The organism is Pedosphaera parvula Ellin514, assembly GCF_000172555.1.
GTDB lineage: Bacteria > Verrucomicrobiota > Verrucomicrobiia > Limisphaerales > Pedosphaeraceae > Pedosphaera.
In genome coordinates this window covers 20501-42795 of sequence record NZ_ABOX02000026.1, presented here as the reverse complement: position 1 = coordinate 42795, position 22295 = coordinate 20501, and the positions used below count along the sequence as shown (strand labels likewise).

Sequence of the window (22295 nt, the reverse complement as noted above, 5' to 3'; positions counted from 1 at the left end):
TAGTCTCGGAGCCCTCGGCCAGTAAAAATAAGGCTTGGAGGACGGTTTCACTCACCTGGCAATTTGCAGAAAATAAAACCTTTTAGTCACGCCGGGACTGATAGTGTTCGTCAGGGAGAAGTTTCCGTAGGCATCCAGTTGATTGGTGGCGATGTGCGTCCATTGAGCCAGCGGGAGGGCGATATTTGTCGAGGCCAATATTGTGCAACTGGCATTGGCCGGGCCGCCGCCCGCGGTCAAAACCAAATTATTTCCCGGCAGGGATACCAACCTCAATTGTGGCAGCGATTCAGCCAGTGAGAGGTCCAGGCTAAAAAACATTCCTGGAACGGCGTGGTCAATGAGGTTGGTAAAGGAGAAGTGACCGGCTGCGTCGAAGGTGTTGGTTGAAATCCGAATCCACTGGTAGAGCGGCAGCGCCGAGTTTGTGGATGCCAGCACGTGGTAAGGGGCGTTCGGTTTGCCGTCGAGGCCGGAAATTCGCAGGCTGTTTCCAGTCATTGAAAATGAATCAATGTGGGGCAATGTTCCCGCGATAATGCGGATGGTGCCGTCGGTGGTTAAGCCCGTGGTGTCCCATAGCATTCCGGGTCCGGGAATTTGAGGGGAGATGGTCTGGAAGGCGCCGGCATAGCTGCTGGCATTAAAGAGTTTGAAAACATCGCCAATGACCGGCGAATTGCTCGTTAAGGAAGTCAAAGCCAGTTGTCCGCCATACGTCAAGCTGGCCGCTTGCACCAGGCTGTTGGTTATGGGCGGCTTGCTCCATTCAAACGCACATTTGCTGCCCGCGCCCAGTATCAGTGAATTGTTGAACACCGGTGTTCCATTACCAATGCTCGACAGCAGCGTTGCTCCTGCGGCAAGTGTCAGGTTGCCTTTGATCGTTCCCTGGCCGCCCAGTGTCTGCCCATCTCCCAGAGTGATCTCACCTTGATTTGCACTGGTTCCATCAAGTGTGGCGCCGGAGTTAATGACGATATTTTTGCTGGCGATCGATCCGCCGTCTTTCACGGCCAGTACCCCTGCATTGACCAGGGTGTCTCCCGTGAAGTTGTTGGTTGCAGAGAGATAAAGTGTGCCGGTCAAGTTCTTGCGAAGAGTGCCATTGCCGCCAAGGAGGCCGGCAAAGGTAAGCGAACCGGCGCTGACATCAATCCGGCAGGAGCCGTTGAGCGTGATTGGACCCGCAATAGTGTTGCTGCCACCATTACCCCCAAGAGTTTGGTTCAGCCCATCCCCATTGAGCACAATGACTTTATTCCACGGAGTTGTGGTTTGATTGAAAACCAAGGAGGCTCCCGGTTTCACAGTGAGCGTGCGGGCCGGATTTCCCATCGATGTAGTTGCGCCTTCGAAACCCAGAAACCCTTGCTCAATATCGATATCTCCCAAACTGGAATCCACATCAATCGAGCTGAGCCAAACCAGGTTCGTTCCCATTTTGGTAAGATTATAAGCCATTCCCCCTGTGCTCAAAGAGCCGGAGGGCGCAGACCCATTCGTGCCTCTGATCGACCAATTGTTTTGCCCGCCAAATGTCGCATTAGCTCCCAGAGTTACAGCTTGAAGTCTCCCCGGGCTTCCATTGGTGTTATTATCGACGATGGCTCCCGCAAATCCCGAACCCGTTCCTGATACCGTCACCTGCTCCCCCCCCACATCAACACCGTTCAGGTCCAAGGTGGCAAAATTGTCCACAATTGTTCCGCCAGCCGTGGAGCCCAATGCGAAAGCATTGCCTGGCAGCAGAGTTCCCTGGGCAATCTTTAAACCGCCGGTGAACGAATTGGAGCCGCCCAGCGAAAGTGTCCCGGAACCATTTTTAACCAGCGCACCTCCTCCGGATAGCGCAGCTGAAATATTCAACGGATAAGAAGAGAGGGTTCTAACCGTGGTCTGGTTGTTGAGCGTGATGGGAACAGCCAATGTGTCTCCCTTGCTGCCGGCCAGTTGTGTCAAGACACTGACACCGGAGCCGTTATTAAAGGTCAACGTGCCTCCGTTTCCCGCGATGGTGTAGGATGCAGACGCATCCGTGCCTCCCAGGGTGAGCGAGCCGATCGAGATGGGCTGATTCACATTGATGGTTTGATTGGAAACAATATTCGCGTTGATCACGGCCTCGACGTAAAGATTGTTGGGAAATGAAATGGTGTTGGTCCAATTGGGGGTTGCCTCCCAGTTCTGAGGCGCCGCAGTGATGGTGTTCGCCCAATAGGAAGGAGGAACTGCCGCGGCTTCGAGGGAATTGGTGCTCTGTCCATAAAGGTTCGCCGCTGAAACAACATAATAATAGGTGCTCCCGGAGCTGTTGATATCTGCAAAGGAAGAATTGGTGGAAGTGCCCACTACCTGATATGGGCCGCCGCTGGTACTGGACCGCTTGACCGTGTAACTGGTCGCTCCGGGAATGGCATACCAGGTCAGGCTCACTTGATTTCCTGTCGAGATGGTGGCAAGGCCAACGGGGGCTGCCGGGGGCTGTGGAAGCGCAGTAATCAGGGCATTGGCCCAATCGCCATAATCGTTTACGTTGCCGTCCCCACCGTCGTTCACTTCCAGCACCAGCCGTTGACGGCCAGTGATGTCCACATCAATGAGCTGCAACGCCGAAGAGTTCCTCATTAATCCACTGTCGTAAATCTTGATTCCATCTGCATAGACACGGAATACCACGGAACCCAAAACACCTCCCGCCACGTCATCCACGCCCACGGTGGCCTGAAATCGCGTTGCCACTCCTCCCAGGAAATATTCAGCACGGGTATACGCAATTGTTCCCAGGCCTTTGCTGTAGTGTATGCCATGCATGCTCATCGGTTGCGTTGCGCCGCTTTTGTCCATCTGAATGCCCGGAGGAAACACCGTCCAGGTGGTGCCGGCCAGCCAATTGAGGTCGCTGAGATAATTCGTTCCCGCGACCGGCGGATTAAGAGTTGAACCCCAGGCAATTTTCAAAAACTTCACACTCTGGCCCGGCACTGTGGCAGTGAAGCTGTTCGTGAAATTCCCTTCATAGGCCCGTGCCCACAAATCCCGAACTTTTGCCACTCCTGCCGGGAAACCCAGATCACCCCAGTTGGCTGTAATATCCGCCGTGTTGGTGCCTCGATTCAACAGCGCCACGGCGCGCACATTCACCCCTTCGCTCAAAGGCTTACTCCACACTTGCAAGTCACCGTTCGTGGCCACGCACGCTCCTTGTATGCCTGCCGGATCTTGATTCACCTGCAGCGCCTCGGCATTCGTCAAAATATTGAGGTAACCCGAACTAACAGTTGGTGACAGCAGAGGCGCCGCCACAATGCAGTACATGGTGAGAATGGCCTTGTCCTGTTCCGTGCCCCCAAAACCCAGGTCCATGACATCGGGGTCATTCCAGTGTCCGGGGCCGGCTAATTCCGGCGTCTGCGCCACAAAATCCATATGCCTTAAGAAAGTATTCCAACCGTGCGGCACATTATCGCCCGCACCGCGCCACATGTTCAACACATCCGGCATCCACGACTCAGCCGGACCGGTCGACATTGTAAATACAATCGGCCTGCCGGTCGCAGCCAAGGCGTCCCGCATTTGCACCGCCTTTTCAGTTTCATGCGCCAGTGGATCGGGGAAACTGCATCCTTCATACTTCAGGTAATCAATGCCCCACTGTGCATAGGTCTGCGCATCCTGAACTTCATGCCCGTAGGAGCCGGGCAGATGCGCGCAGGTGGTCGGCCCAAAAACCGTATAAAGCCCCAGCTTCAAGCCCTTCCCATGCACGTAATCCGCCAAGGCCTTGATTCCGCTGGGAAACTTGTTCGTGTTGGCAATCATCACTCCATTCGTGTCGCGGTAGCCCGCCCAGCCGTCGTCCATGTTGACGTACTCGTAGCCAGCAGCCTTCATCCCGTTCGTGGCCATTGTGTCGGCAATGCTTTTGATATAGTCTTCGTTGATGCTGCTGCCCCGCGCATACCACGTGTTGTAACCCATCGGCGGAGTCAGCGCCAAACCATTGGTCAACGCCTGCGCGGACTGCACACCAAGCAGCCCCGCGCAAATCCCCAGCAGCACTCTCAATTTCACATTCCAATAGCTCATAAAAATACTCAGGCGGGATTCCATCAGCGGTTTGATGTCGCTTTCCGGATTCCCCCCTTAAACCACACATCCTGCCTCAAATTGCGAAACCATGTCGAACGATTTATACCCTTTTTGGAAATATTTATCTTGAAATTTCAGTTATACCGAATGCCAAAAGAAATTTCCGAATGGTAGGAGGATTTTGGTTTGAGACAAGGCCGACACGAATAGCCCGCCCAAAAGGGAATTAATAGCACCACTAACGCAATTGTCAGTTTTCTGGATTTCATTCAAAGTAGCCAATCGAAGTGCTGAATGCCTGGTTTGAAACTTCGCTTTAATTCTGGAAATCTTTCATAAATGCCAAGCCTTTCTGCTTCCTTGGGGAACTTCTCGCGTAACATATATGCGGCCACGTGGCTGACCAGATCTTCGTCATCTTTTAGGCGCTCGACCAAAACAGGAAATAACATTTGCGGATCGGCTTCTATCGTGTTCAGGCAAAGCAGCGCTGTGCGTCTGATTTTAGGATCTTCATTAACGGTATGCTTGATTAAACCAGATGTGGCGGCACGTGCCTCCTTGCCGAGAATAGCAAAGCCCATTCCAGCCATCTCATGCTGATTGTTCGCCTCCATTCCCCAATCGATTTTCGGAAACCCGTGCTGACGCCAGAAGCGAATGAAATTGGTTCGTGTTGGCGAATCCTTCGCTTTCAACATCGATAAAAGCGTGGGGATGGCCTTTACACCAATGGCGTCAACCGCCTCGTGTTCCTTGGGTGGCAGTGGCCTGTTACGCCCCGTCCCGCTTCCATACTTGATGTAATAATACTCCAGCCACTTCGTTAACGTCTTCCCTTGGTAGCGCGGCTCACTCGGCCATATGGCATAAATCACGACGAAACCCGTGAGCAGGGTCACGATGAGAATTTCGATATTCCGCTTCGTTTTCATTTCATAGACCGAACCCGGGGCGACATTTGTGCAAGAGCATTCGTCGCCGCCTCGCGCACTTTAGGTGATCGATCATTCAATGCTTCGCGGAGGGCCGTCACCACCCGTTTGTCTCTTGGCCCGATTTCTGGCAAAGCCATTACCGCTCGGCGTCGTGCGAATTCCATGTCATCCTGCTGAAGCACTCGAATTAGCGCCGGAATCGCTGATTGAGCATCCTCTCTCAAAAATCCAATGATCACAGCCGCTGTGACATGAGCGTCCTCCGCAGATTGCGCTGGATAAGGCAAGGGTCGGCGTCTCAGGGCCGATGGCAACTTGTGCCACACAGCCCTGTAAACCTTCTGACTCCGAGTGTCACGCGCTTCCAATGCTTTTATCAGGATGGTTACCTCATCTTCAGTGAAGAGGCTTTGCCAGGTGTGCTCATTATCAATTCCCACGATTCCTCCCTGAAGACTATTGATCCACGCACTCTGCGGTTGCCCTTGATAAACCGGCTCCGGTTCATGCGGGCGAGGTCTGCGCCAGACCATCCCTCCAATTACAAGGGTAACCACGGCAACCACGATGATAATTCTCCACTTTTTCCCCACACCAAAGATATAAAATGCTTCGCTACGGCTTACGAGAAAATTAACTCCCGCGCGTCACTCCCGCGTGCCGCACTGACATGGCTCACAATCGCAACACTCGAACTCGCCTGGATTCGCGTACGCGACCCATGCCCCAGTGCCACCCCTGGGCATCAACTCTCCCGTAGCATCTACGCGTAAGCGGGATCATACTTCTCCCAGGGAAACGTAATCGCCCCAACCAATGTCGCACTCCGATGCGAGCGCGGAAAAGAACTGGTTTTTTCAGAGCGCTGGTTTCCAAACCGGCGTACATCTCCAATAATATCCACTATCTTACCCTCCCCATACTCCCAGGCCACACCCAACCCGCCATTCCATTCCCATATTCTCCGTGCCCTGCGTGTATCCGTGGTGAACTTATCCATAAGCTGCAAAACAGCTCAACCCACGCGACCCGAAGCGGAACCCACCCGTGCAATCCAGCGCACCCCGTCATCCTTGCCGGGCAAATCATTCGATCACTTGTTACCCACAGCCTGCAGCTTATCGAATCTATCCACCAGCTCGTTATACTTGCTTGCCACATCATTGCGATCCTTCACGGCATCATTCAATTTCTTGATGAAGTCGTCTCTTTGTGTTGCCAACTCTTTCATGGCGTCATTTTGCTTTTTGATGCCTGCGTAGGCATCCTTGATTTTTGTTTCCAGACTCTCCACCGCCTTTTTGTATTCCGTTATCTGATTTGTCAGACCACTATTGCTCGCCTGCAATCGGCTGAGGTCGCGCTTCTGACTGAGCACCAGTTGATCGTTGGTTTTGGCAATCTCCTTTAACTCCGTAATCCGCCCATCCATTTGCGCAATCTGCCGGTCCATGGTCTTGATGGAATTGGTGTAGCTCTGAACGGCAGCCGATTTGTCATAGAGAAGTTGATTGAGACCGGCGATTTCCTTCCGCTGGAGAGTCTGGCCATACCATTGGTAGGCGCACAAGGCGCAGAGGCTGAGTGCCAGCAGAATAAGCAGGTTTTGTTGGAAACTTTTCATTATGTTTTTACGGATGATCGGGCGCACTCTTTATCGCGATGGCCACACGCTGGATGCCGGCGCGCTTTACAAAGTCCAGGAGATAGATCATTGAACCATGCGTGGCGTCCCTGGTGCCGGAAATGTATACGGGCAGGTTGGTATTCAGGTTATAACGGTTCGTAAGAATGGGCAGCAGTTCGGGGAAGGACACGGGCTTTTTATCCAGGGATACCTGCCCGTACTTGTCCACGGTCAGGTTAATCATATCCGGCTTGGCGCTGGCTTTGGCCAGCGTGGCTGTGGGCAGACTGGCCTTGAGCGTCCGCACTTTTTGCATTTGCAGGCTGACCATCATAAACGAGGCGAGCAGAAAGAACATGATGTCGATCAAGGGTATGATCTCGATACGCGTCTTTCTTCGCGGCAGAGGGGAGCGGATTTTCATTTGTTATTCTGGGTTTCATTCGCGCCCACGGTGAAGGCCACCTTTTGAACTCCCGCTCCGCGCACCGTTTCCAAAACATCTGCCATGGCTCCATGCAGTGTGTCGCGATCGCCGCTGATATAGACCGGCAGGTTGGTGTCCAACCGGAAACGGTTGCTGAGCACGGCGCCGAGTTCAGGCAATGAGATTTGCTTTTTCTCCAGCCAGACGCCTCCATTCTTATCGACGGCGACGTTGACCATGTCCGGCTTGAAATCATGCCGGGACTGGGTGGCGGATGGCAGGTTGACCTTGATGTTTTGGGTCCGGTTCATCTGCAGGCTGACCATCATGAACGAGGCCAGGAGAAAGAACATGATGTCGATCAACGGAATGATCTCGATGCGCGAATGGCGGCCTTGAACTGGCGAGGTTAGTTTCATCGGGCGGCAGGGGCGGGCGACAACTGTCGGTTATTGACTTCATTCATCTTGGTTGCGTTCACCATCACCTCGACATTCGTGGCCGCCGTCTCCAGTTCAAACTGCAAACGGGTGATCTTCCGGTTGAAGTAGTTGTAGGGAATCAGGGAAATGATCGCGATTCCAAGTCCGCACGCCGTCGCAATCAACGCCTCCCCGATTCCCCCCGTGACCGCCATGACCGATAATTCAGCGTCTCCAATACTGAGAAAGGCCCTCATCAACCCGGTGACCGTTCCCAGCAGTCCGAGGAGCGGCGCAAGGGTTACCAACGTGTCCATGACGGTCAGGAAGCGACCGGCGCGTTCCAATTCAATGCCAGCGGCTAGTTGCAAAGCCCCTTGCATCGAAGCATTCACATGATTAAGGCCACGGTAGATCATCCGAATAACTGGATCTTCCGAGCCTTTTGAGAGTTTCGTGGCCTGTGGCACGTCGGAATTCTCCAGTGCCGCCAACAGTTGCTCCAGCTTTTGAGGATCGCGTTTACGGCTTTCGCGCAGCCACCAGAATGTGCGCTCGCCAACGACCGCAACCGCAATTACGGCACAAACCAGGATCGGCCACATCACCGGGCCGCCTTTGAGAAAGAATTGAACTACGATATTTGCGAGCATAAGAGACGAATATTTTATTGGGGATTATGGGATCGTTTTATTTCAGTTTATAGGTGATTGAGGTTTCGAAAGTCCGTGTGCCATTCATGGGCGGCACAACCCAGCGTCGTTTGATGTAATCGACCGTGCTGCGATCCAGGATTGGGAAACCGGATGATTCCTTAACCTCGATGGAGCTGACACCCCCGGTGTCGTTAACATTTATCAGCACCGTGACGGTGCCCTGTTCATGTTCCTGCAAGGCAATTTTGGGATAGGGTGGTTGTGGTCGCTCACCTCCCGCACCAGTGCTGGCGACCGAAACCGGCCCCTGTTTTACCGGCGCAATTGGTCTCAGCGCGGTCGCTGGAGGCGCTTTGGCGAGCGCGGAAGGCACCACCAAAGTTCCTACGGTGGGAATTGAGAAATTGATGTTGGGCGTTTCAGGTGTGACGATCACCACTTGGGGAGTATCCGGCTGGTCCTGATCGGTCGAGTCCTGGCTCTGTTCCTGGGTGGTGCTCGCAACCGGTTGAACAATGGGTTCCACCATGGCTGGAATGACTTCCTCCATCGAAGGCAATGGCTTCATTTTGACGGCTGCAGGTTGGGAACCAACAAGGCCAATCACCAGAAACAAAATGCAGATGGAATTAATCCAGGCCAACTTCCGATCCGTGTCCTTGCGTGCGGAAGGCAGGCAGACGCGTGCCAGTTCGGACTTCAACAGGTAGCCAGCTTTTGGCGTTAAATCATCTGCCTTCATCTTGGATCAAGTTCAGGTTGGGTTGCGGCCAGCCCATTTATAGGCTGGCCGCAACGGGCCAATCTTTTAAAACACATAGCTGAGCGTGCCGTAGAAACCTCTGCGGGAACCGAACTGCGGCGCGCCAACGCCAATGCCGGTCCCATCGCGCAATTCATAGGTTTCGTCGAACACATTCACTACATCGAAGCGGGCCTTTAACAGGTTTTTGCCCACCTGAAAGCTATGTTCAATTCCCAGGTTGACCGGGCTGTAAGAATTAAGTTTACGACCGTTCGGAACCGCGCCATCGGCTCTCAGACCGTTGCCGTAAAGCATATCGACGTAGGCCAGGGTCTTCCTCCATTGATAGGACACGCCAACCGAACCGGTGAAGGTTTGATTGTGATCGACAAAAATATCATGGTTTTTAATGTAGGCGAGATCGGCGGGATCAAAGTTGAACTGTGCCGAATTGATGTCATGCGCCTTCGCGACGGAATACGCAAAGTTGCCGAAGGCCGAGAAGCCATCTTTTTTGTAAGTCGCAGAAAGTTCGACCCCATACACCTCGCCGTGGTTGTAATTAAAAGGTGTCTCAATAAGCGCCTGGCCAAACTGGCCTTCATCCAGTTGGTTCTTGGCGATCTTGTAATAGCCATCAAGCCCCAGGTTCAGCCCGGGCACGAGTGTCTGCGTGGCACCCACATCGAAATAATGCGACCGCTCGGCTCTAACCGGATCGTTCTGCGAATTGGCCGCCGCGTTGGAGGTGTTTTCGAACTTCGCGACGGTGGTTCGTGAGATCGATTCCAGCGGTGGCGGAGTGAAGTAGCGCGCATAACCTGCATGCAACGTGGTTTTCTCCGTCGCTTTGAAGATGGCATTGAGACGCGGCTCGAACTCGGATTCCGTGATGACCGCATGGTAGGCATCAACGCGAGCGCCGAAGTTGACGGTCCATTTATCCGTGATTTTCCACTCGTCCTGGAGATACGCGCCGAAGAGATAGCCCCAGAGGGAGTTGTTGTCCACGATGGCGAATGGAGGCGGCACGGCGTTACCTGCGCCGTCGATGGCAAACACCGTGGTGCTGGTATCAGCAACGGCTTTGGAGGCAGTCCCCTGAATTCCGCCGCGCAGGGTGTGCGCTTCATTAATGTCATAGCTGGAATCGCCTTGAACACCCTGCGTGAGAATGTGTCGATCCACCCGGCTGGCCACACCGTTGAAGAACAGGTCGCCGGTTGAGTCGGGGCGGAACAACACACTGCTGTAGCTGCTGAATCCCGCGAGTTGAAAGTTCAGGTCGCCCAGGATCTTCTGATAGGCGAGCACTCCGTAGTAATTTTGCTCGGTTTGATTTTCGTTGAGACTCGAAGAATTAAAGGCAACGCCTCCAAGTGGGAAGGGATTGCCATTCGGATCGGTGCCCGGAGGTTGATTGGGATTGTTCGGCACCTGAAAGTAGCCATGCGCCCCGCTCAACATCAGACTCAGCCGGCTGGTGTCATCCAAGACGTAGGAGAGATAAGCGAAACCTTTGAACTGATCGGAATTATCGTGAATCGGATCATTGCTGCCCGTGGGATTTTCAATTCCCTGGCCGGTGTGCAGATAGCTTCCGGTGTAATAATAGTTCAGGTCGCCCTGCTTGCCGCCATATTCAAAACTCGGCTGGATCGTGGAAAAACTGCCGCCATAGAGGGAAGCATCGCCGCCACTGTTAAAAGCGCCGTTCTTGGTATGAATGTCCACCACTCCCGCAGTGCGGAAGCCATACTGGGCGGGCAGGGTGCCGGTGATGAGTTCCAACTGATTCACAAAACGGGTATCCAATGTCTGGCCGAACCCGCTGATGCCCTCCGGCAGGATGACGTCGTTGATGCGATATTGGAGATTGGCGTGTTCACCCCGGACGTGAATCTGTCCAAAGGAATCCTGTGCCACGCCGGGAGCGCGGAGCAGCACCTGGTTAAAGGAAGCGTTTTGCCCTTGGGATTGCGCCTCAATTTGTTGTTGGGTGATTGTGTAGGTGGTCGCGCCAAGATCGGCCACGATCTTGTTGCGCGCCTCCTCCAACTGGCCGAACACGGTCACATTCTCCAGCTTGGAAACGTTGGTCGAACTGCCTGAACTTGCGGTCGCAGCCGATGCTGAAACCTCATTGGTTTGTGCCTGGGCAATGCTGCCACAGCTTAATGAAGCCAGCCAGATGGCTGCCCAATACGCACGTTGGTTGACAAAGGAGACTTTGGTTTTATTAAGGACAGAATGCTTCTGAATGATGGAAAAGGTTTTCATAACTGCGCTCAAATTTGAAATTAATCACAACTAAAAAATTTACGGTTAATAAGTTTTACGTGTTCCAAGGCTCTGGCATGAATGCACACGCACCCACGACAAAGAGGTCTATTTACGGAATACTGAACGTCTAAAAAACGACCTGAGAACTAGATGAGATGGGAGAAGGGGTGGGAAGGAGGAGCGCGACTTGAAGAAAACCGATAATCTGCGGAAGCGGGAACAAAAGTTTCAATGACCGGGAGGCTCCAGCTAACTGAGGTCTCCACACTAACCTGAACTGGCGCGGCAGCGGCCGTTGATACCTTGCCTTTGTGAAAGGCGGTTATCAAACACTCATGGTCAGATGAGCCGGCGTCAGAGTGAAGGAATTTGTGGAGCGAAGAACTGGCTGCGGACGCGCCGACGAGCAACACTAAACCAGCCAGCAAAAATGCCAGAATGGATTTGCCGATCCTGCTTTGTTTATCAAAAAAGCGCATGTCTGAGCAACCGCATTGTTCAGTTAGCATGCGCAGAATCCTTTTGCAAGCATTTCATACGTTCCAGTGCTGCGAAGTGGGAATGAATTTTGTTTAATTTGACGGCTGTGCCTGGAAAAGAGAATGTCAAACAGCATGCAAATTAAGTGTTGAGCGGTAGGCTGTTTGTCTTTATTGCTTTGAGTCATGTAAATCAGCCGCCGCGCACTGCTCACTTGCATTCGCCTGATCCGCTGACAAATCAGAATCAAATGATGCAACGCTTTTTGAAAAAACCAATCATCGCCATCGTCATCCTTGCCCTTGCCGGCGGATATGGAGCATGGCGCTGGCATGCGCAAAATGGTCCCAAACTGTCATTCCGCACCGCAATCGTGAAGCGCGGTGATGTCGCCACCACCATCAGCGCAACGGGAACGATAGAGCCGGTGGAAGTCGTGGATGTCGGCGCCCAGGTGGCGGGTCAAATCAGTTCTTTCGGCAAGGACAAGGATGGCAAAACGATTGACTACGGCTCGGTTGTCGAAGAGGGAGGTATTCTCGCCAAGATCGACGAGTCGGTTTACACCGCCGAGCTTTCCGTGGCCAGGGCGCAAATGGAACAGGACAAGGCTGACGAACTGAGCGCTGCCGCCAATATCGAACAGGTCAAAGCCAAACTGCTTCAGGCCGGGACGGAATGGGATCGCGCGCAGGCGCTCAGCGCTGCCAAGTTAATTTCCGGCTCCGACTTCGATTCCTTCAAGTCCGCTGACGCAGTCGCCAAAGCCAACGTGGCCGTTGCCGAAGCGGCCCTCGCGCGAGCCAAGGCAAGCACCGTGCAAGCCCAGGCAGCCATCGATAAGGCGCAACGCAACCTGGATTTCTGCACCATCAAATCGCCGGTCAAAGGCGTGATCATCGACCGCCGCGTGAACATCGGGCAGACCGTCGTGAGCAGCCTTAACGCCCCCAGCCTGTTTCTCATCGCCAACGACCTCACCAAAATGCAGATCTGGGTTGCCGTGAACGAGGCGGACATAGGCCGCATCGTTTGCGGGGGACCGGCTACGTTCGCCTGTGACACTTTTCCCGACCGGGAATTCGCTGGCACTGTGGGGAAGGTGCGCCTGAACGCCACCATGACACAGAATGTGGTCATGTACACCGTCGAGGTGAACACGGAGAATCCAGACAATATTTTACTGCCTTATCTGACCGCCAACGTGCATTTCATCGTGAAGAAGGACTCGAATGCACTTTTGGTGCCCAACGCCGCCTTGCGCTGGAACCCTTCCTCGCTCGCGCAGATAGCGCCGGACTTCCGTTCGTGGAAATCCACCAGCCCGGCGCAGGAGGAACCTCATGGCGAATCGAAGCCCGCCAGGAAGGACGAAAATTCCAAACAAACTCAGGGCCTGGTCTGGGTGAAGGATGGCGAATTCGTCCGGCCCATGGAGGTGAAATGCGGGGCCTCAGATGGTGCAAGCACTGCTGTCGTTACCGATGGTTTGCGCGAAGGCCAGGAAGTCGTCACCGGGGAAACCGCTGAAAACACACAGACCGGCACCCAAAATCCTTTCCTGCCGCCTGTTCGCAAGCGTTGAACTGCCTGATTCAAATCGAAAAGGGAAATAAAGTCATTGAGCAAGGCTCTCATCACATTAGAAAACGTTCTCAAGGTTTACCGCCGGGGTGAACTCGAGATACCCGTGCTGCAGGGAGTCTCCCTGCAAATTAATCAGGGTGAGTTGGTTGCTCTCGTGGGCGTCAGCGGTTCGGGTAAGAGCACGCTCATGAACATTTTAGGCTGCCTCGACCAGCCGACCTCCGGCACCTACTGGCTCGATGGACAGGAGATGTCTGCGCTCTCCGAGGATGGCCGTGCCCTGGCGCGCAATACAAAAATTGGATTTGTATTCCAAAACTTTAATTTGTTGCCCCGGACCAGTGCGCTGGACAATGTGCTGTTGCCGCTGAACTACACTGCCACTCATCTGTCCCAGCATGAGTGTCGTCAGCGTGCCCGGGAAATGTTGCAACTCGTCGGGTTGCAGGAGCGGATGGATCACGAACCTTCCCAGCTATCGGGTGGCCAGCAGCAGCGCGTCGCCATTGCTCGCGCGTTAATCAATCGTCCGCCGGTACTCTTCGCCGATGAACCAACCGGCAACCTCGATTCACGCACGACTGAGGAAGTGCTGCGGATGTTTCAAAAGCTGAACGAGGAGGAAGGCATTACGATCATTATCGTGACTCACGATATGAACGTCGCCCGGCATGCTAAGCGCGTGATTCGCGTCAGCGATGGAATCATCGTTGAAGATGGACCGCCACAAAATCCAGTGCCGGCTGGCAAGGCGGAAACCGTTACCACAGGCAGGCGGCAACAACCTGAAGTTGCGGCAGATTGGCCGGCCTTTTCCTTCAGCACAGCCTACCGAATCCTGCGGATGGCTTTGCATGCGCTGCGGCGCAACGTCATGCGCTCGGTGCTGACGTGCATTGGCATCATCATCGGCATCGCTGCCGTAATTGCCATGATGGAAATCGGCCGGGGCTCCTCGCATTCCATCGAACAGACCATTGCCAGTCTGGGAGCCAATGTCATCCAGCTTGATCCGAGTGACACTTCAGTGGGCGGAGTAAGTTCGGGCGGCGGCGGGCAGGTGACGCTGACTCCCGAAGATGCTGATGCCATTCGACAGGAATGTACCGCCGTTCAGGCGGTGGCTCCGAGCGTGGACTCCCGGGCGCAGGTGCTGTACGGCAACCGCAATTGGCAACCAAACAATATCCTCGGCACAACACCGGATTTCCTGACGGTCCGCAAATGGGATTTGTCAGCGGGCCAACCGTTCACTACCGACGATGTCCGCAGCGCGGCGGCAGTTTGTCTGATTGGTCAAACGGTGGTCAAACAGTTGTTCGGCGACGAGTCGCCAGTTGGCAAGGAAATCAGAATCAAAAACATCGGCTTGAAAGTGATCGGCGTCCTGAGTCCGAAGGGAGCCAACATGATGGGAAGAGATCAGGACGATTATATGATTGCTCCCTGGACAACCATTAAATTCCGGGTGTCCGGAGTAAGACAGGCCACTCAAACTGCAGGAGCCGCGTCCTCGTCCAGCCAAATTAACTCCCTCAAGCCACTTTATCCAAACCAGCAGGTGCAGCTTTACCCACAGCAGTCCGCCGTGCAAGCGGCCGACATGCCCCAAATGACGCGGTTCGCGGACCTGGACGACGTTTGGGTTTCCGCTGCCAGTCCACACGATATTCCGATCGCCATTCGGCAAATCACCAGCGTGCTGCGGGAGCGGCACCGGATTCGTGCTGGAAGACCGGACGATTTCAGAATTCGCGATTTGACTGAGCTTTCGCAGGCACTCGCCTCCACCAGCCGGGTCATGACGAATTTGCTGCTGATTGTCGCCCTCATTTCGCTGGTCGTCGGCGGAGTTGGAATCATGAACATCATGCTGGTTTCGGTGACCGAGAGAACGCGGGAAATTGGATTGCGCATGGCTTTGGGCGCACGTGCGCGTGACATTCTCAGGCAATTTCTGGTCGAAGCCGTCGTGCTCTGCCTCGCCGGAGGCATCGTCGGGATTCTTACTGGCCGCGGCATTTCGCTCCTCGTTACCGCATTGCTGCACTGGCCAACCTTGCCATCCTTGCCCGCCATCATTGCGGCGGTCGCCGTCTCGCTGACGGTGGGAATCATCTTCGGCTATTACCCCGCCTGGAAAGCGTCGCGGCTCAACCCGATTGAGGCGCTCCGATATGAGTAAAGTACAATCCGCAATAATGCGTTCTGGTAAACTTTGACAGCGATCTTCAGCCGAGGGCTTGATCAATATCCAATCAGTCATTTCGCTTCAACAATCCGAAGAATATGAAGATTACGCGTCATAAGGCAGGCGCGTCGCCCGGTAAACTCTCATTTCGCAATTGGGATTTTACCCCATTCCGCGAATATATTTGAAGCGTAGGCTAAGTTATTGATGCTGGAAAATTCGACAATTCTTTTGGTCGAAGATGATGAAAACGATGTGTTTTTCTTCAAGAGAGCTTTTCTCCTAAGCGGCCTTTCCAATCCCCTGCAAGTGGCCGAGAACGGTGAAAATGCCATTGCTTACCTTAGTGGCGCGGAAGCCTATGCCGACCGCGAAAAGTTTCCCATTCCCATGCTGATTGTCATGGACATCAAAATGCCGCGGATAAATGGCTTTGAGGTACTGGAATGGCTGCGCAATCGCCCCGAATTAAAACACATTCCGGTGGTAATGCTCAGTTCTTCCAGCACGGAATCGGACAAGGAAAGGGCGCGAGAACTGGGGGCGGCGGCTTACGTTAGCAAACCGATGGAGGCTAAAGAACTTCAGCGCATCAATCGAATCATCGTGGAGTATTGGGATTTAATGAGTAAGCAGAGATGAATTACCGCCGTCCCAACCAGTCTGAAACGGTTCAAGCTTATAATCAGAAATCAAACACCTCTTCCTATCGTGGTTCGGGCATAACCGTGGCAGCCCCGATTCTTTACAACCATTCCGGAAGTGCGACGTTAATAGCAACGGCTTAAGACATGCTCACAAACTCAAAAACGGAACCCATATTGATCGTGGAAGACTTGGAGGATGATGTTCTGTTGCTCCAGATGGCCTTGAAGCGCAATGAGGTTCAGGGGCAGGTGTGTATTGTGAGTAATGGACAGGAAGCCGTCGATTATTTGCGTGGCCTCCCGCCTTATGATGACCGCAACAAATATCCTTTTCCCTACATTATTTATAGTGACCTGAAAATGCCCCTAATGAATGGTTTCGAGCTGCTGACATGGATTAAAAGCCATACCGATTGTTCCGTGATTCCTTTTATTATTCTTACTGCTTCCGCGCAGGAATCGGACGTCAAGCGAGCTTTTGAATTGGGAGCTAATGCTTATTTGGTAAAGCCCTCAACTTTGAAGGAGCTTACCGAAATGATTGGAAAAAGTTTAGGCTTTTGGGAGATCTCTCAAAAACCACGGCCCCCGGAAAAGTGTTCATAATCCATTTCACTGATGGCTGATTCCGATTCGCCTTCAGAAATCTCTTCCAGGCAAATCCTAGGCGACATGAACCAGGGCGGTGACTATTAATAGGTCTGCGAGAGGCGATAGAATTCCTGATCGTTGGTGGCGGAGGTGTCGATGTATTGATTGGTGCCAAGGGTGTTCGCGACATTTCCCAATGAGATCCAGTCAATCAGGTTGGTGGAAGAGTAAAGGGTGTAATTTTTGCCGGTTTGACCTTTGAATTTGAGGGTCATCTGGTTCGGGCCGGAAGACAGGGAACTGACAATCTGAGGCGCCCGAACCATTCCTGCGCTGCCTGAGGAATAAATCGCACTGATTTCCGAGGCGCTCAAAGCCCGGTTGAAGGTCATGATTTCATCGAGGCTGCCCAGCATGAAATCGACATATTTGGCGGAGGATGTAATGTACGCCGCTCCAATAAACTTGCGGGGCAGGGGAATGTTGGTAAGCGAACCTTTGTAAATGCCATTGGCATATAAGCTGGTGCCCGAGCTCGTGCCGACGAAGGCCAAATGGGTCCAGGTTCCGATCGGGACGGTGTAAGCCGGGCTGAAGACATAATCGCCCACGCCCAAAATCGTCAATCCCACCTGGTGAGTGCCGTTGTACTGTTCGAGCTTCAAAGAGTAGGTGCCATCGGACATCAAGATAGCCGAAGTCTGGGGCGAGTCTTGGCGGTTGACCCACATGCTAAGCGTCCAGGGAACTGCCAGGTTTGCAGCGCCGTTTGTCATCAGGCCGGTTGAGCCATCAAAGTGGAAAGCGGTGCCGCTCTCGCCGGGTGCGTAGTAAAATCCGCCCTGCGGGAGGCAGTTTGCCGTGCCAAAAATGTCATTGGCGCTGCCATCCGCCGGCCACCAGTTCACCATGCCGGTGGGAGCCACGATGCTCCCTGCGGCATTGACCAAAGGTATCTGGACGTTGAGATATGCAGTGGAACTGGGGGTGGTTCCAATCGAGTCAGTCAGTGCCACTGAGTAGCCGCCGCCATTCGTAATAACGATATTGGTGAGGGTAAGCCTGCTGGCCGTGGCGGTGGCGATGTTTGTCCCGTTAAACTGCCATTGGTAGTGGATTGTCCCGCTGCCGGTCGCAGCCACGGTGAAACTTGCGTTCGCGCCTTCAACGGCTGTGATAGTCACAGGCTGGGTGGTGATGACGGGCCCGAGGGGTTTTACCACCATATTGTTAGTTAATTGGGCGAGGGTGCCGTTGAAAATATCGCCATCGCCGGTAGTGAGAGCTTGAGCGACGTTTTGGTCGTCGTATTGCCAGAACTGCCAGGTGGTCCATGGAGTAATGCCGCCAATCGGAGTTCCCGCTCCCTGCGCCGAGGATTCGGCGGTGGCGTGGTTTGAATACCAGCTGGCGATGTCTGTGTTCCATTGGTTCACCGTGCTGTCAAGATAGGTGGCGGCTTTGGAGCTTGAAATATAGACGCATGGTTTGAGCTTGAGGCCGGCAGTCGCCGCGTTGTTGGAGACCGTGAGACACCATTGGTTGACCCATGCCGTAATTGTGGCTTTGGTTTGGTTGGTGAAGCTGGCCTCAACATCGAGCATCGGCATCAGGGTCAGACCATCAGTTTTCGTGTAAGTCTTGATGGCATTCCAGAACACATTTGCTTCCGAAGTGGCGCCAGATGTGCCGGCATGCAAGTCATACCGGGCATAATGGTAAGCGCCGATGATTACTCCGGCGGCTTTGGCGTTGGCGTTGTAGGTTGGGAAATTCCCGCCACCGGAACCGCTGCCGGAGCTTGTGCCTTCCGAGGCTTTGGCCCAGGCAAAGCTGATGTTGTAAGTATTCTTTAAGGTCGCCCAGTTTATGCTCGCGCTCTGGTAGTCGGACACATCGATTCCTATCGGCCGCTGAGCCAGGGCGAGCGTGGGCGCAATGACAAGTCCGAGAGTGATGATGATAACCTGTAGCCAGGAGGAAAAGGGGCGATCTGAGTTCATAAATCTGATGCACGTACAACAAACAGGCAGGACTCCAAGTATAGGAATTCGCCGTTTGAAATTATGTGCTTTAGTTTTATAAGGCGGGGTTTCTATTTGCAAGCTCGATAGTGCATGTTTTTAAAACGGGCAGGGCAGGCGTGACGAGGCAGATCGGCTTGATGTAGCAATCAGTACTGCGCGACCGATTTCATGCAATCCGTTGATTCAAATTGCACAGAGTGGAAACAGAAATCTACATTTCATCCCGCATCCAATGAAGGCTGGCTAGTTTGGCCGGAACAGTGCGCCTCCAATTATCGCACGGCAGACACAAGGTTGGTGCGACTCGAAATGGAGCCGAAGGTCTGGCTAAATCTAAGATGGGTAAGTGCGACCTGGTAATGACCGATTATTCCATGCTTAAGATGAAGGGAGTCGAGCTGGCCCACGCGATTAAGAGGCAGGACCTGAAGCAGCCAATCGTTTTGATGACTGGTTACGCCTTCTCCAGCCCCATCTGCTTCCACAAGGGTTCAAGGTCTGGATCAGTGACGGCGGTGCGTTTCACATCTTTGGCAATACCAACGAGGCAGGCTTGCTCCAACCAGTGCCAGGCTTCTTCCGTTTTCCCCAGTTGGGCGCAATAGCAAGCCAGGTTGTAAGGTATCGCCCATTCCTTGGGGAATTTTTTGGCGACCTTGAACAGATTATTGTAGGCTTCCTGTGTTCGATCGAGGCGATGGAGCGAGATGGAATATTGCAACCAGCCGCGGCAGCGTCGGGGAGCTGTTTTAACCAGAGTGGCGGCGATCTGGAGGCAGGCGTCCCAGTCCTTTAAATCGGCATGAATGGCCCAGCGAACGATGAGCACATCCGGATGCGATCGATGCTCGCGGTTGAACTGTTCCAATTCCAGGCTGGCTTCAACAGGATTACCGAGTTCCACCCATCCTTCCGCCGCCATCAGATAGAAGATATCGGGGAAGTCCAAAGGTTTATGCCGTGGCTTCATAGACTCTTATGGGTATGTGCCACTCCAAGCTCCAAATCACAATCGACTAAAACCCTACTATTGGATGTTGTTTTAACTACTTGTCTGCCTTTCCTGGGCATGACCATGCTGTTGACTCGGCATCTTTTGTGCCGGAAAAAAGCAAGGAGGAGAAAAGGGTTTCATCGCACGCATGTTAATGACCATGCCGATGATGGATGTCCGGCTGGTGTGGGTGGGAATGGCCCAGTGGTTCGTGTTGATGCCAATGGCTGTGAGGTTCGCCTGGTGGATCATGGGGGCCATGTGCATGATGATGATGCTCGTCGTGATAGTGGAGATGTTCGTGCTCCAGCGGCTCATGAACGTGCCAGTGCTCGTGGTGCTCCGTCAGGTGCAGCCAGACGCCAGCGGCCATGAGACAGCCGGCTAAGAGCAGCGTTGCAGTGATAGGGTCGCGGAAGAGCAGGAGTGAAATAATCGCCCCGATGAAAGGTGCGGTCGAAAAGTAAGCCCCAGTCCGGGCCGCTCCAATGTGGCGCAATCCCCGAATAAACAGCGTGAGGCTTATTCCATATCCAAAGAGTCCAATCAAGCTGGTAGCCAGCAGCGTGGATAGGCCAGGCAGTTTGCTGCCCAGCAAAAGACCGAGCGTCGTATTTACGGTTCCTGCCACCAGGCCCTTGAGCATGGCGATTTGCACCGGGTCACTGGCCGACGCTTTTCGGGTCAGGTTATTGTCGATGGCCCACGCGAGGCAGGCTCCAATAATGGCCAATGATCCCCAGGGAAAACCTTCGATACGTTGACCGTTCCAGGCCAGCACCACTCCACCTCCGGCAATAAGCGCCATTCCTGCCGCGATGCGTGAATCAAAATTCTCCTTGAACACAAACCAGGCGAGCAAGGCGGTGAAAACTCCCTCCAGATTCAGCAGCAGGGAGGCACTCGACGCGGGAGTTTCCCGCAAGCCTATTAAAAGCAAAACCGGCCCAATCACACCGCCGGAAAGAAACGCCCCGGCCAGCCAGGGTACATCTTTGCCAGTTAAACGGGCTTCCTTATCCGTGCGGTTGCTGCGTCCACGCAGAATCCAGTAAACGCCGAGCCCAACGCCGGAGGAAAGGTAGAGCAGTCCCGCCATTAGTTGGGGACTCATCTGCGGCAGGAACGCCTTGGAGAACGGCGTGCTGGCGCCGAAGAGGAACGCAGCCAGCAAAGCAGCGATCACGCCCGACCACTTATGTGCGTTTTTATTCACCCGCTATTCCACCTTAAAAATGGATTAATTCGAGTTCATAGTCCAGTTCTTCAGAAGGCTCCGCCGCCGAGTTTGGACCTTCATCACGCAAGTAAGTTGCTTGCGTGCAGAGAGACTCCTCACTAATGGGTTCAACACCCCTTTTGATATGGTGGAGGACAGGCTTACGCTGACTCTGAAAGGATGGTGTATTTTCCATGCCTGTAGCAACATTATCCCCGGAAGACTCAACACGGAATCTGCCAGCGGATGAGTCCTATGGCCTGCTTGAACCGGTGGCCTACTTTGACGGTGCGATGCCGACCGGTGTGACCGTTTCTCATGATGGGCGAATTTTTGTCTGCTTTCCAAAATGGGGCGACGAAGTTCGATATACGGTATGTGAGTATTGGAAGGGGCGACTGGTGGCATTTCCAAATGAGGAGGCCAACCGCTCGGTGCCTATTGATCCCGCGGCGGCCTTCATATCGGTCCAGAGCGTGGTGGTGGACCCTGCGAACCGTTTATGGATACTTGACACCGGCAGCCCGAGATTCGAGCTGACCCAATATGGCGGGCCTAAACTCATTTGTGTGGATTTGGAGATGGATGCAATCGTAAAGAAGATACTCTTTCCGCAGGATGTCGTTTTGCCGACCAGCTACCTTAATGATATGCGCTTTGACCTGCGGCGCGGCGCCGAGGGCATGGCTTTTATCACTGACTCCTCCGATACGGGGCCGAACGGAATCATCGTGGTTGACCTGGGGACCGGCCAAAGCTGGCGGCGGCTTCACGACCATCCCACCACGAAGGCCGGTGCGCCGCGAGGCTGTCTTCCGGTGGTCGAGGGCACTCCTTTTCTGGAGCGCAGCCCGGATGGAAAAACCCAACCGATGAAGGTGGGTGCCGATGGCATTGCCATCAGCGCTGATGGGTCACGCCTTTATTACTGCCCACTGATAAGTAGATGGCTTTACAGCGTGGCTACCGAGGCTTTGGCCGATCCCTGGCTGGACGATGAAACTGTCGCCCAGACGATTAACGATCATGGGGACAAGGGCGGCGCTGGGGATGGATTGGAATCGGATGCTGAGGGAAATATTTACGCAACGAATTACGAGCACAATGCAATCCTGCGCCGCACACCCGATGGGCTTTGGGATACGGTGGCCCACGATGCGCGTCTCCTCTGGCCGGATACATTGTCAGTCGCAACAGATGGATATATTTACGTCACGGCAAACCAATTCCATCGCCAGGCGCGCTTCCATCACGGGAAGGACCTTCGTCGCAAGCCTTACACGCTCTTTCGCGTGGCCATAGGCACTCAGCCCATTCTGCTGCGCTGAGCGGTAGGCTTGCGAGTTGCGGCAGTAATCGAGAAAGCAAA

Annotated in this window: 18 protein-coding genes and 1 pseudogene; 6 read left to right on the top strand and 13 right to left on the bottom strand. The window is 53.8% G+C overall.

Features of this window, described 5'->3' with window-relative positions; translation table 11 throughout:
• Nucleotides 1–51 precede the first annotated feature (51 nt).
• The 10 genes from CFLAV_RS32695 to CFLAV_RS18875 form a co-directional block, all read right to left on the bottom strand.
• The gene (locus CFLAV_RS32695) at nt 52–4089 is read right to left on the bottom strand and encodes an NPCBM/NEW2 domain-containing protein (protein ID WP_160164616.1); all 4038 of its coding nucleotides are present in this window, start codon (nt 4087–4089) and stop codon (nt 52–54) included.
• Between the two features lie 272 nt (nt 4090–4361).
• Nucleotides 4362–5027, bottom strand: a complete 666-nt coding sequence (locus CFLAV_RS18915; RefSeq protein ID WP_007416405.1) for a HEAT repeat domain-containing protein — start codon at nt 5025–5027, stop codon at nt 4362–4364.
• Nucleotides 5024–5623 (bottom strand): HEAT repeat domain-containing protein, encoded by a 600-nt coding sequence (locus CFLAV_RS18910; RefSeq protein WP_040549423.1) that lies wholly within the window; start codon nt 5621–5623, stop codon nt 5024–5026. Before CFLAV_RS18910 ends, CFLAV_RS18915 begins: the two co-directional genes overlap by 4 nt.
• A gap of 170 nt (nt 5624–5793) precedes the next feature.
• The gene (locus CFLAV_RS18905; RefSeq protein WP_007416403.1) at nt 5794–6030 is read right to left on the bottom strand and encodes a hypothetical protein; all 237 of its coding nucleotides are present in this window, start codon (nt 6028–6030) and stop codon (nt 5794–5796) included.
• 93 nt (nt 6031–6123) lie between these two features.
• Nucleotides 6124–6654, bottom strand: coding sequence for a coiled-coil domain-containing protein (locus CFLAV_RS18900; RefSeq protein WP_007416402.1), 531 nt, complete (start codon nt 6652–6654; stop codon nt 6124–6126).
• Nucleotides 6655–6661: 7 nt separating this feature from the next.
• Nucleotides 6662–7081, bottom strand: coding sequence for an ExbD/TolR family protein (locus CFLAV_RS18895; RefSeq protein ID WP_007416401.1), 420 nt, complete (start codon nt 7079–7081; stop codon nt 6662–6664).
• A complete protein-coding gene (locus CFLAV_RS18890; protein ID WP_007416400.1) occupies nt 7078–7503 on the bottom strand; it encodes an ExbD/TolR family protein in 426 nt (141 codons plus the stop codon). The genes CFLAV_RS18895 and CFLAV_RS18890 overlap by 4 nt, the downstream gene beginning before the upstream one ends.
• A complete protein-coding gene (locus CFLAV_RS18885) occupies nt 7500–8159 on the bottom strand; it encodes a MotA/TolQ/ExbB proton channel family protein (protein WP_007416399.1) in 660 nt (219 codons plus the stop codon). The genes CFLAV_RS18890 and CFLAV_RS18885 overlap by 4 nt, the downstream gene beginning before the upstream one ends.
• 37 nt (nt 8160–8196) lie before the next feature.
• On the bottom strand, nt 8197–8904 hold the full coding sequence (locus CFLAV_RS18880; RefSeq protein WP_007416398.1) for an energy transducer TonB: 708 nt from the start codon (nt 8902–8904) through the stop codon (nt 8197–8199).
• 66 nt (nt 8905–8970) lie between these two features.
• Nucleotides 8971–11187 carry a TonB-dependent receptor gene (locus CFLAV_RS18875; protein WP_007416397.1) on the bottom strand — a complete coding sequence of 739 codons (2217 nt, stop codon included), beginning with the start codon at nt 11185–11187 and terminating at the stop codon, nt 8971–8973.
• A gap of 733 nt (nt 11188–11920) precedes the next feature.
• Between CFLAV_RS18875 and CFLAV_RS18865 the strand changes: the two genes are divergently transcribed.
• The 4 genes from CFLAV_RS18865 to CFLAV_RS18850 all read left to right on the top strand — a co-directional run bounded on the left by CFLAV_RS18865 (nt 11921) and on the right by CFLAV_RS18850 (nt 16701).
• Nucleotides 11921–13255 carry an efflux RND transporter periplasmic adaptor subunit gene (locus tag CFLAV_RS18865; RefSeq protein WP_007416395.1) on the top strand — a complete coding sequence of 445 codons (1335 nt, stop codon included), beginning with the start codon at nt 11921–11923 and terminating at the stop codon, nt 13253–13255.
• Nucleotides 13256–13291: 36 nt separating this feature from the next.
• Complete coding sequence (locus CFLAV_RS36560; protein WP_007416394.1) at nt 13292–15442, top strand: ABC transporter permease; 2151 nt, start codon at nt 13292–13294, stop codon at nt 15440–15442.
• Nucleotides 15443–15655: 213 nt separating this feature from the next.
• A complete protein-coding gene (locus tag CFLAV_RS18855) occupies nt 15656–16090 on the top strand; it encodes a response regulator (RefSeq protein ID WP_007416393.1) in 435 nt (144 codons plus the stop codon).
• A gap of 149 nt (nt 16091–16239) precedes the next feature.
• Nucleotides 16240–16701, top strand: coding sequence for a response regulator (locus tag CFLAV_RS18850; protein WP_007416391.1), 462 nt, complete (start codon nt 16240–16242; stop codon nt 16699–16701).
• A gap of 86 nt (nt 16702–16787) precedes the next feature.
• On the opposite strand, the gene CFLAV_RS32690 is transcribed toward CFLAV_RS18850, so the two are convergent.
• Entirely contained in the window at nt 16788–18689 is a 1902-nt protein-coding gene (locus tag CFLAV_RS32690) for a GH25 family lysozyme (RefSeq protein WP_007416390.1), read from the bottom strand.
• 284 nt (nt 18690–18973) lie between these two features.
• Between CFLAV_RS32690 and CFLAV_RS37885 the strand changes: the two are divergent.
• Nucleotides 18974–19114: pseudogene (locus tag CFLAV_RS37885) on the top strand (response regulator); the annotation flags it as partial.
• 53 nt (nt 19115–19167) lie between these two features.
• Here the strand turns inward: CFLAV_RS37885 and CFLAV_RS35030 are convergent.
• Nucleotides 19168–19683: a TPR end-of-group domain-containing protein gene (locus CFLAV_RS35030; protein WP_007416389.1), complete on the bottom strand. Its 516-nt coding sequence runs from the start codon at nt 19681–19683 to the stop codon at nt 19168–19170.
• Nucleotides 19684–19858: 175 nt separating this feature from the next.
• The gene (locus CFLAV_RS18835; RefSeq protein WP_007416388.1) at nt 19859–20923 is read right to left on the bottom strand and encodes a DMT family transporter; all 1065 of its coding nucleotides are present in this window, start codon (nt 20921–20923) and stop codon (nt 19859–19861) included.
• A 197-nt stretch (nt 20924–21120) separates the two neighbouring features.
• Here CFLAV_RS18835 and CFLAV_RS18830 point away from each other — a divergent pair, with 197 nt between their 5' ends.
• Nucleotides 21121–22254, top strand: coding sequence for an L-dopachrome tautomerase-related protein (locus tag CFLAV_RS18830; RefSeq protein WP_007416387.1), 1134 nt, complete (start codon nt 21121–21123; stop codon nt 22252–22254).
• Nucleotides 22255–22295: the final 41 nt, after the last annotated feature.